General features: G+C 70.1%; 6 protein-coding genes and 1 pseudogene. 2 read left to right on the top strand and 5 right to left on the bottom strand.

The features are described from left to right. Positions 1-63: 63 nt before the first annotated feature. Entirely contained in the window at positions 64-3,456 is a 3,393-nt protein-coding gene (locus PMI14_RS06570; RefSeq protein WP_007851595.1) for a WG repeat-containing protein, read from the bottom strand. A gap of 317 nt (positions 3,457-3,773) precedes the next feature. Here PMI14_RS06570 and rpoH point away from each other — a divergent pair, with 317 nt between their 5' ends. Both rpoH and PMI14_RS06560 read left to right on the top strand, forming a co-directional pair. After that, a complete protein-coding gene (gene rpoH, locus PMI14_RS06565) occupies positions 3,774-4,715 on the top strand; it encodes an RNA polymerase sigma factor RpoH (protein ID WP_007851592.1) in 942 nt (313 codons plus the stop codon). Positions 4,716-4,846: 131 nt separating this feature from the next. Then, on the top strand, positions 4,847-5,911 hold the full coding sequence (locus PMI14_RS06560) for a tripartite tricarboxylate transporter substrate binding protein (RefSeq protein ID WP_081497280.1): 1,065 nt from the start codon (positions 4,847-4,849) through the stop codon (positions 5,909-5,911). A gap of 67 nt (positions 5,912-5,978) precedes the next feature. Here the strand turns inward: PMI14_RS06560 and PMI14_RS06555 are convergent, their stop codons facing one another. From PMI14_RS06555 to PMI14_RS06540, 4 genes and pseudogenes are all read right to left on the bottom strand, one after another. Beyond that, a complete protein-coding gene (locus PMI14_RS06555) occupies positions 5,979-6,599 on the bottom strand; it encodes an SCO family protein (RefSeq protein ID WP_081497279.1) in 621 nt (206 codons plus the stop codon). 14 nt (positions 6,600-6,613) lie between these two features. Continuing rightward, a complete protein-coding gene (gene cyoE, locus PMI14_RS06550; protein WP_007851583.1) occupies positions 6,614-7,516 on the bottom strand; it encodes a heme o synthase in 903 nt (300 codons plus the stop codon). Beyond that, positions 7,513-8,700, bottom strand: coding sequence for a heme A synthase (locus PMI14_RS06545; protein ID WP_007851576.1), 1,188 nt, complete (start codon positions 8,698-8,700; stop codon positions 7,513-7,515). The genes cyoE and PMI14_RS06545 overlap by 4 nt, the downstream gene beginning before the upstream one ends. After that, positions 8,697-8,882: pseudogene (locus PMI14_RS06540) on the bottom strand (hypothetical protein); the annotation flags it as partial. The gene PMI14_RS06545 and the pseudogene PMI14_RS06540, both read right to left, overlap by 4 nt.

Below are 8,882 nucleotides of genomic sequence, written 5' to 3'. Positions count from 1 at the left end.
CGGCTGCTGCCGAACAGCCGCTAGCGGGATCACCGCCAGTCCCCCTCTGTGCGGGACAGATCCCTATTGGCGCGGCAGCTTGCGGACCGCGGCCGGCACCCGCTCGCGCAGGGCCTCGGGCACCTCCTCGATGGCGCGGGCGCTGTGGCGCACCGCGTAGGCGCAGACGGTGAGCGTGCGCAGGGCCTGGGGCACCGCGCCCAGGTTCCAGCCCGCGTTGCGCACATGCGCGATGCAGGCCGCCTCGGTGAGCATGCTGACAGGGATCTGCCCGAACTGCTTGGCCTTGCGCTCCAGTGCGATGGCATAGCGCTCGGGCGTCAGGAGGCGGCGCGGCACGAAGCGCACGGTGCGCTCATCGGCCTGCAGCGCGGCGTCCACCATGGCGTGGGTGATGCGCTCGCGCGGAATCTCGCCCAGCATGTCGGGCTGTGCGCGCAGCAGTTCCACCAGGGCCGCATCGTCGACCGCCAGCGCCCTGGCGGTGTGCTCCTGCGCCAGGGCCTTCAGCCAGCGCGTGTCCTCGGCGCGGTTCCACATCGCGATGTAGGGCGACTCGCGCGCGAGCACGTTCGCGGCCTCTTGCGCGGCCTCGTCGCGGCGGCCCAGCGCGCGCCAGGCGCTGGCCATCACGTAGTGCATGTCGGCCGCGCGGCCCTGCTTGTGCTGCGCGTCGGCCATGGCGCCCGGCCAGTCGCCGGCCCAGAGCCGGGCCCAGGCGCGGTAGGCATGCCACTCGCTGCTCGCCTCCGGCTCGCCGGGCTGCTTCTTGCGCGCGTTTCTTGCCAGCTCCGCGTCGATTAGCTGCGTGGTCACCTCCACCCGCAAGGCCGCGGGCACTTCCATGAACTGGTTCCAGGACTCCTTGAGCGCCGCAACACAGACCTCCACGCTGCGCAGGGCCTCGGGAATCAGGGCCAGCGACTGGCCGTTGTTGCGCACCGCCATCAGGCACAGTTGAGGGGTCAGCAGGTGGGCCGGGATGGCACTGATCCGGTCACCGCTGTAGCGCACGGCGGCTTCGGCCAGGGCGGGCGTGATCTTGGCGGGGTCGAGGTCGCGGATGTTGTCCAGGCTGGTGCTGAGGGCGGCCTCTTCCACCGCATCGGTGCGCAGCCAGTGCGCCACGCTGCGCAGGGGCGCATGCGCGCGTACGGCCGCAAGCGCCATCGCCGGCGTGAGCAGGCCAGCCCACACACCGTACAGGCTGTTGTGGTTCCACTGCCGGGGCACGCGGCTGTGCTCCTGGTCGCGCCCGTCCCAGTCGGGCTGGCCCGCGTACAGCGCGCGCGCCAGGGCCAGGCCTTCGGCCGTCATGCAGCGGGGCGGGATCTGCGTGGCCTTGTCCACCCCCTGGCGCACCAGGGCCGCCAGGCGCTCGGGCGTCTGGAACCGGGCGGGCACGTCTTCCAACGCCGCGGTCCAGTCGGCAACGGCCGCGTCCACCATGGCGTCGTCCAGCCACTGGGCCGGCACCCGGCCGATGGAGCGGCCACTGCTGGCCACGGTCTGCAACCATTCCTCGCGCGTCTGCGGCTCGCGGGACGCATCGGCCTGGCCGTCAACGCCCGCGCCAGGCATGCCCCCACCGCCCTCCCCGGCCGGCAAGGCCTGCTGGCGTGCGCGCTGCGCTGTCTGCAGCGCGTCCACGCTCGGCGCCGCCATCAGCCACAGCTCCCACCAGGCGTCGCCGTCGCCCGTGCCATCCACCTTGTACAGCGACAGCCATTGCTCGCGCGACTCGCGCAGCACGCCGCTGTCTCCCGGCAGGGCACGGTCCATCGGCACGGCCCAGGCGGGCGGCAGGTGGCCGGCGGGGAGCCACCAGGGGACCTTGTGCTCGGGGTCCCGCACGGGCGGGCCGTGGTGCCCGGTCAGGGCCTGCAGCACCGCCGCGTGGGCCTGGTCCACGGCACCGGCCAGCAGCGGGCCCAGGAACTCGTAGTGCCCGCTGTGTTCTTCGCCCAGGTAGGTGCGCGCCAGCCGCCGCGTGCGCACGGCATGGCGCACAGGGGCGGCGTCCTCGTCCGCTTCTTCCTCCTCGTCATAGGCGGGCCCGCCCTCCAGCGCCGCGCCCGCCGCCAGGCCGTGCAGGCCGGCCTCGGCATCGGCCAGCAGGCCACGGGCCAGGGCCACCGCATCCTGGTGCGCGACGGGCTGGGGGTGGAAGAACGGCTGCAGCGGCCCGACGGGCCCCTCCTGCGCAGCGCTGAGCCACAGCGGGCGGCCATCGGCGGCCTGCAGCACCACCTGCGCCCCCTCGGCCACGGCACGCCAGACCACGGCGCCCGCCCCGTCGATCCAGGCCACCTGGCCATCGCGCGTGATAAACGGCACCAGCGGCGTGCCGCGCTCCTCGGCGGGTATCCAGCCCTCGGCGTCGGTCAGCGGCTCCCGCAGCGCAGCATCCACCGGCAGCACCCGGCCATCGGTGTGCAACAGGCCCCAGGCCCCGGGGACTGCCTCGTCGCCATCGCCACTGCTGCGGGTGCGCACCACCGCAAAGCCGCAGGCGGGCCGAAAATGGGTGCCCCAGGCCAGGGCCGGGGTGGCCAGCGGCGTGCCGTCGGCGCACAGGAAGCGGCTGCCCTCGGCATTGCCGGCCACCCGGCCGCAGGCCATGTACCGTGCCAGGTGGGCGTCGCCCTGCACGACGACCCGGCCCTGGGCATCCAGGTAGGCGCAATCGTCCCTACCCCCATCGTCGGGCCCTTCGCAGTACGCCAGGCCGTCGCCGTTGAAGGCGTCGATGAGCGCATAGTTGGGTGTGAGCACCCACTCGCCATGCGCGTCGATCAGGCCCCAGAGGTCACCATCGACCGAGGCGGGGGTCACTTCCAGCTCGTCGAAGGGCTCGGCCGCCTGGAAGCGCGGCGCGATGACCCAGCGGCCCTTCCGGTCCACAAAGCCGTGCAGACGCTCACCGTTCTGCGGGTCCCACGGGGTCGCGCAGGCCAGGCCGTTGGCGCCGAACTCGCTAAGGTGGTGGAAACGCGCCTCCGAGGTGAAGCGCCCTTCGCGGTCGAGGATGCGCCATTCGTCCTCGCCCACCCGCGCCGCCGACAGGCCGTGCCGGAACGGCCGCACGTCCAGAAAGCGCGGCGCTATCGCCACCGCCCCCGCCAGGTCCACAAAGCCCCACAGCCCGCCCTGCTGGAAACGCGCCAGGCCATCGACGGAATAGCCGCGCGCCTTCTCCAAGGTGGGCGGCACCCGCCAGCGGCCCTCGGCATCGATGAGGCCCCAGCGCCCATCATCCGCCTGAGCGGCGGATATCCAACCGCCCTGCCCATCGGCATGAAAGCCCAGCAGCGTCTGCAGCCCCTCGGCCGGGCGCGTGGCCCTGTCGGCATGCACGATCACCAGGGCCTGGCGGTTGCGCTCGGGCGACAGGGGGATGCGGGCGATCCAGGGGGCGGCGGCGGGAGGGGTATCTGCGGCGGGTGTGGAATCCATGGACTTGTCCGGTTCTGAGGCCGCCGATGGTAGCGATACCCGCCTCCGGTCCCGCATCCGTCGCCGATCACGACACGGACCTGGGCCGGGCTCCTACAGCCGGGCCCAGGCAACCTCCCTAGACTGGGGACAAGCGATTTTCGGCCGGCCTGGCTGGACAAAGCCCGGTGGAAGGAACCCTGGGGACGCACGCCACTCCATGGCAAATCGTTGCCCGGACACCCCGGCAATCACCCAACCGCAGCAGGGGAACTTCGGCCTTAGCACTCACTCCAAGAGAGTGCTAATATCATGCCTTAGAGGAAAGGATTCCCGGAATGAACATTCAATCTGGAACCGCTACGACGACTTTGGCGCCCGCAAACCCGTGGGCGCTGGTGCCCCCGCTGGGCAACCTGGACGCCTACATTTCGGCCGTCAACCGCCTGCCCCTGCTCACCCACGAGGAAGAGCAAAGCTACGCACGCGCGCTCAAGGACAACAACGACCTGGACGCCGCCGGCCGGCTGGTGATGTCGCACCTGCGCCTGGTGGTCTCCATTTCGCGCCAGTACCTGGGCTATGGCCTGCCGCACGGCGACCTGATCCAGGAAGGCAACGTGGGCCTGATGAAGGCCGTCAAGCGTTTCGATCCCGACCAGGGCGTGCGGCTGGTGAGCTACGCCATGCACTGGATCAAGGCGGAAATCCACGAGTACATCCTCAAGAACTGGCGCATGGTCAAGGTGGCGACCACCAAGGCCCAGCGCAAGCTGTTCTTCAATCTGCGGTCCATGAAGCAGGGTTTCAAGGCCGATGCCGCTGCAGCCGATGCAGCCACGCACCGCGATACGCTGTCGGACAGCGAGATCGATTCGGTGGCGCAGCAGCTGAACGTCAAGCGCGAAGAAGTCATCGAGATGGAAACCCGCCTGTCGGGCGGCGATGTGCTGCTCGACCCGAGCCCCTCCGACGATGGCGAGCAGGCCTTCGGCCCCATCGCCTACCTGGCCGACGCCGCCCATGAGCCCACCGCCATGATCGAATCGCGCCAGCGCGACTATCTGGCCACCGATGGCATCGCCGCCGCCCTGGCCGACCTGGACGAGCGCAGCCGCCGCATCGTGGAAGAGCGCTGGCTCAAGGTGAACGACGACGGCTCGGGCGGCATGACGCTGCATGAGCTGGCAGCCGTGTACGGCGTGAGCGCCGAGCGCATCCGCCAGATCGAAGTCGCCGCCATGAAGAAGATGAAGAAGGCGCTGGCGGAATACGCATAAGCATCGGCGCCGGTCACCGCAGGGAGCGCGTTACCATCGCTGCTTCGCGGCTGAAGCTCCTCCACCAAAAAGGGCCCCGTCGGGGCCCTTTTGCTTTGGCGTTGCAGCCGCTGCAGATCACTTTCAAGGAGATGCTCTTGTCACGCCCTGTTGTTCCCCGCCGCGCTGCCCTGGCACTGGCGATCGCTGCCCTGTCGTCCCCCTGGGCCATCGCCCAGCAAGCCCCACAGAAACCTGCCGCCAAGCCTGCGGCCCCCTCGGTGGCGGCAGCGGCAGCAGCACCCGTGGCCTGGCCGACCAAGCCGGTGCGCATCATCGTCGGCTTCCCGGCCGGCTCCTCGCCCGACCTGACGGCGCGCACCATCGCCGAGCCCCTGTCCAAGGCGCTGGGCCAGCCGGTGATCGTGGAGAACAAGGTGGGCGCGGGTGGCAACATCGGCGCCGATGCCGTGGCCAAGGCCCGTGACGACCACACCATCGGCCTGATGATCAACGGCAACATGACCATCGCCAAGATGCTCAACCCCGCCGTGCCCTACGACCCCATCAAGGACCTGGCGCCGCTGAGCCTGATCGGCACCTCGCCCCTGGTGCTGACCGCGCCCGTGAGCCAGCCCGGCGTGCCGGCCACGGCCGACGCCCGCGAATTCTTCGTGGCCGCACGCAACGGCGGCGACAAGTGGAGCTACGGCACCCCCGGTGTGGGCACCGTGGGCCACATCGGCACCGAGCTGCTCAAGTCGCGCAGCAACATCAACCCCGTGCACGTGCCCTACCCCGGCTACCCCCAGGTGGCCACGGCCATGCTCGGCGGCCAGCTGCAGATGGCCCTGCTGCCCCCGGCCCTGGCCCAGGCCCAGATCAAGGCCGGCAAGCTGCGCGCCATCGGCGTCACCTCCTCCGGCCGCAGCCCGCTGGTGCCCGACGTGCCCAGCCTGGCAGAGGCCGGCATCACCAACTACAACCTGGAGATCTGGAATGCGTTTGCGGCCCCGGCCACCATGCCCAAGCCCATCCAGGCCAAGGTGGCCGCGCTCATCAGCGAGATCGCGCGCAGCGCCGACGTGCGCAGCAAGCTGTTCCAGCAGGGCTGGCAGGTGGTGGGCACCTCGCCCGAAGGCCTGGCCAACCGCATCAAGGCCGATACCAACCTGCTGGGCGGCGTGATCGCCATGCGCGGGATCAAGGCCGAATAAGCCCACCGGCCCCGGCAGCCCTCCCACGCCAGCATGGCGAGGGAGGGCTTTTTTTCAGGGGCGCCGTTCAGGCAGCGGCGTTCAGCAGCGCCTTCACATCCTCGGTCAGCGCCTGGGCGCCACTGCCGTAGCGGTTGTAGATGCGCAGGCGGCCGGCCGGGTCGTAGATGTAGCTGCCGGCCGAGTGGTCCATGGTGTAGCTGGTGGGGGTCTTGCCTTCAACCTTCTTGTAGTAGATCTTGAAGTCCTTGGCCACGGCGGCGAGTTGCTCGGGGGTGCCGCGCAGCGCCAGGAAGCTCGGGTCGAAGTTGGCCATGTAGGCCTTGAGCACCTCAGGCGTGTCGCGCTCGGGGTCCACGGTGACGAACAGGCCCTGCAGGCGCTCGCCGTCCTTGCCCAGGGCCTTCTTCACCTCGGCCAGCTCGGCCATGGCCGTGGGGCACACGTCCGGGCACTGGGTGAAGCCGAAGAACACCACCACCACCTTGCCGGCAAAGTCCTTCATGCTGCGCGCCTGGCCGTTGTGGTCGGTCAGCGGCAGGTCGCGCGCGTAGTCGGCGCCGGTCACGTCCACGCCGCGGAACTGCAGCGCCTGCTCCTTCTTGTCGAAGCAGGCGGTGAGCAGCGTGCCGCCGGCGAGTGCGGCGGCGCCCAGGGCGATGGCTTTCAGGGCGTTTCGTTTCTGCATCATGGTGTGGGGCTTCAAAGCACGTAGTGGTCCACCAGCAGCGCTGCAAAGAGCACGCTCAGGTGGATGAGGGAAAAGCGGAAGGTCTTGCGCGCCAGCGCGTCAGAGTACTTGCGCCACAGCGCAAAGCCATAGCCGCAGAAGCCCGCCGAGAGCAGCACGGCGGCGATCAGATAGATCCACGAGCTCATGCCATAGACGAAGGGCATGAGGCAGCCGGCGAACAGGATCAGCGTGTACAGGAACACCTGCAGCCGCGTGAACTCGTTGCCGTGCGTCACGGGCAGCATGGGCAGGCCGGACTTGCGGTAGTCCTCCACGCGGTACAGGGCCAGCGCCCAGAAGTGCGGCGGCGTCCACAAAAAGATGATGAGGAACAGGATCAGCGCCTCGGGACCCACGTCGCCCGTCATCGACGACCAGCCCAGCACCGGCGGCATGGCGCCCGAGGCGCCGCCGATCACAATGTTCTGCGGCGTCAGGGGCTTCAAGATCACGGTGTAGACCACCGCATAGCCGACGAAGGTGGCGAACGTGAGCCACATGGTCAGCGGGTTCACGGCAAAGTACAGCAGGGCCGAGCCGGCGCCGCACAGCACGGCCGAGAACAGCAGGGTCTGCGAATTGGACAGCTCGCCTTTGGCCGTGGGGCGCCAGGCGGTGCGCTTCATCTTGGCGTCGATGCCCTGCTCCACGATGCAGTTGAAGGCGGCGGCAGCACCGGCCACCAGCCACACGCCCAGGCACGCGATGGCCATGCGCCCGAACTGCGCACCGGTGGGCAGGCCGGGCACGGCCAGCACCATCCCGATGAGCGCGCAGAACACGATGAGCTGCACCACGCGCGGCTTGGTCAAGGCATAGAACTGCGCCACGCGCGAGGGCGGCGACGAAAGGGCGGCGGGGGCGACACTCATGCGGACACTCTTCTCGATGCGCGCGATGGCGCTTGGGACTCTTCTTGCGGCGCGGTGGCCGCACGGCTGGACGCAAGCGCCCAGGTCAGCACCACCACCATGGCGGCTGCGCCGCCGGTGTGCAGCACGGCAGCCGCCAGCGGCCAGCCGAGCACGACGTTGGACAGGCCGGTGGCCAGCTGTGCCAGCGACAGCGCCAGCAGCCAGCGCGCCTGCACCGGCAGCACGGCGGCCGTGCGCATGCGCCAGACCAGTGCCAGCAGAGCGGCCAGCACCACATAGGCCATGAGCCGGTGCACGTAGTGGATGGCGGTGAGGCCGGCAAAGCTGATGTGGCTGCCGTCCTGCAGCAGGCCCAGCTTGCGCCAGACCTGGAAGCCCTGGGCAAAGTCCATGGCCGGCCACCAACTGTCCTGGCAGGTCGGGAAGCTGGTGCAGGCCAGCACGGCGTAGTTGGTGCTCACCCAACCGCCGAGCACAATCTGCACGGACACGAGCACGGTGGCCCACACCAGGCCCTGGCGCAGCGCGGGGGTGACGCGCTCGGCCACCCGGCCCTGGGCCCAGTGGGCATGGCGCACGGCCTGCACGCACAGCAGGGCCAGCAGCACCAGGCCGCCAATGAGGTGCAGCGTGACGATGGCCGGGAACAGCTTCATGGTGACCGTGAGCGCGCCGAAGGCTCCCTGCAGGCACACCCAGAACAGCGTGAAGGTGGACCACCAGGGGCTGAGGGGCGGCTCGGCCACGCCCTGCTGCCTGGCCTGGCGGCGCTGCACCCAGGAGGACACGGTGATGACGATGATGAGCACGCCCACGCCCGTGGCCAGGTAGCGGTGCACCATCTCCACCCAGGCCTTGCCGTGGGTGACGGGGCCGGTGGGCATGGCCTCCTGCGCGGCCGTGATCTCGGCGCGCGCGCCCACCGGGCTGGCACTGCCGTAGCAGCCGGGCCAGTCGGGGCAGCCCAGGCCCGAATCGGTGAGCCGCGTGAAGGCGCCGAACAGCACCAGGTCGAAGGTGAGGAACAGCGTGAGCACGGTGAGCGCCTGCAGGCGCTTGAGCGGCGTGCTGTTGCGGTTGCGCAGCCACACCCAGACCAGCGGGCCGAGGGCGATGAGCACGCCCAGCAGCATGAGCCGGGCCAGCGGCGCCAGGTCGTACAGGGGCTGGGCGTCGGTCATGGCTTGGCGGGCCGGCCGGCCTCGTCCCACGAAGAGGACGCGCGCAGCAGGCGGTCGAGGTCGCGCTTGGCCTTGGCCGCGCCGCTGCGGTCCATCGCGGCGGGAAAGCGCATCATGAAGTTGCCCATGGGGTCCACCACGTACAGGTGGTCCGGCAGCGCCTGGCCTGCGGCGGGCGCCAG

The organism is Acidovorax sp. CF316 (assembly GCF_000276605.1).
In the GTDB taxonomy this organism is placed as follows: Bacteria; Pseudomonadota; Gammaproteobacteria; order Burkholderiales; family Burkholderiaceae_C; genus Acidovorax.
This window is presented reverse-complemented; position numbering and strand designations above follow the sequence as displayed.

What these genes read in the sequence shown, in the direction of transcription:
- PMI14_RS06555 (WP_081497279.1), bottom strand. Translation starts at nt 6,599, where the DNA reads ATGCAGAAACGAAACGCCCTGAAAGCCATCGCCCTGGGCGCCGCCGCA.
- PMI14_RS06560 (WP_081497280.1), top strand. Translation starts at nt 4,847, where the DNA reads ATGCTCTTGTCACGCCCTGTTGTTCCCCGCCGCGCTGCCCTGGCACTG.
- cyoE (WP_007851583.1), bottom strand. Translation starts at nt 7,516, where the DNA reads ATGAGTGTCGCCCCCGCCGCCCTTTCGTCGCCGCCCTCGCGCGTGGCG.
- PMI14_RS06545 (WP_007851576.1), bottom strand. Translation starts at nt 8,700, where the DNA reads ATGACCGACGCCCAGCCCCTGTACGACCTGGCGCCGCTGGCCCGGCTC.
- PMI14_RS06570 (WP_007851595.1), bottom strand. Translation starts at nt 3,456, where the DNA reads ATGGATTCCACACCCGCCGCAGATACCCCTCCCGCCGCCGCCCCCTGG.
- rpoH (WP_007851592.1), top strand. Translation starts at nt 3,774, where the DNA reads ATGAACATTCAATCTGGAACCGCTACGACGACTTTGGCGCCCGCAAAC.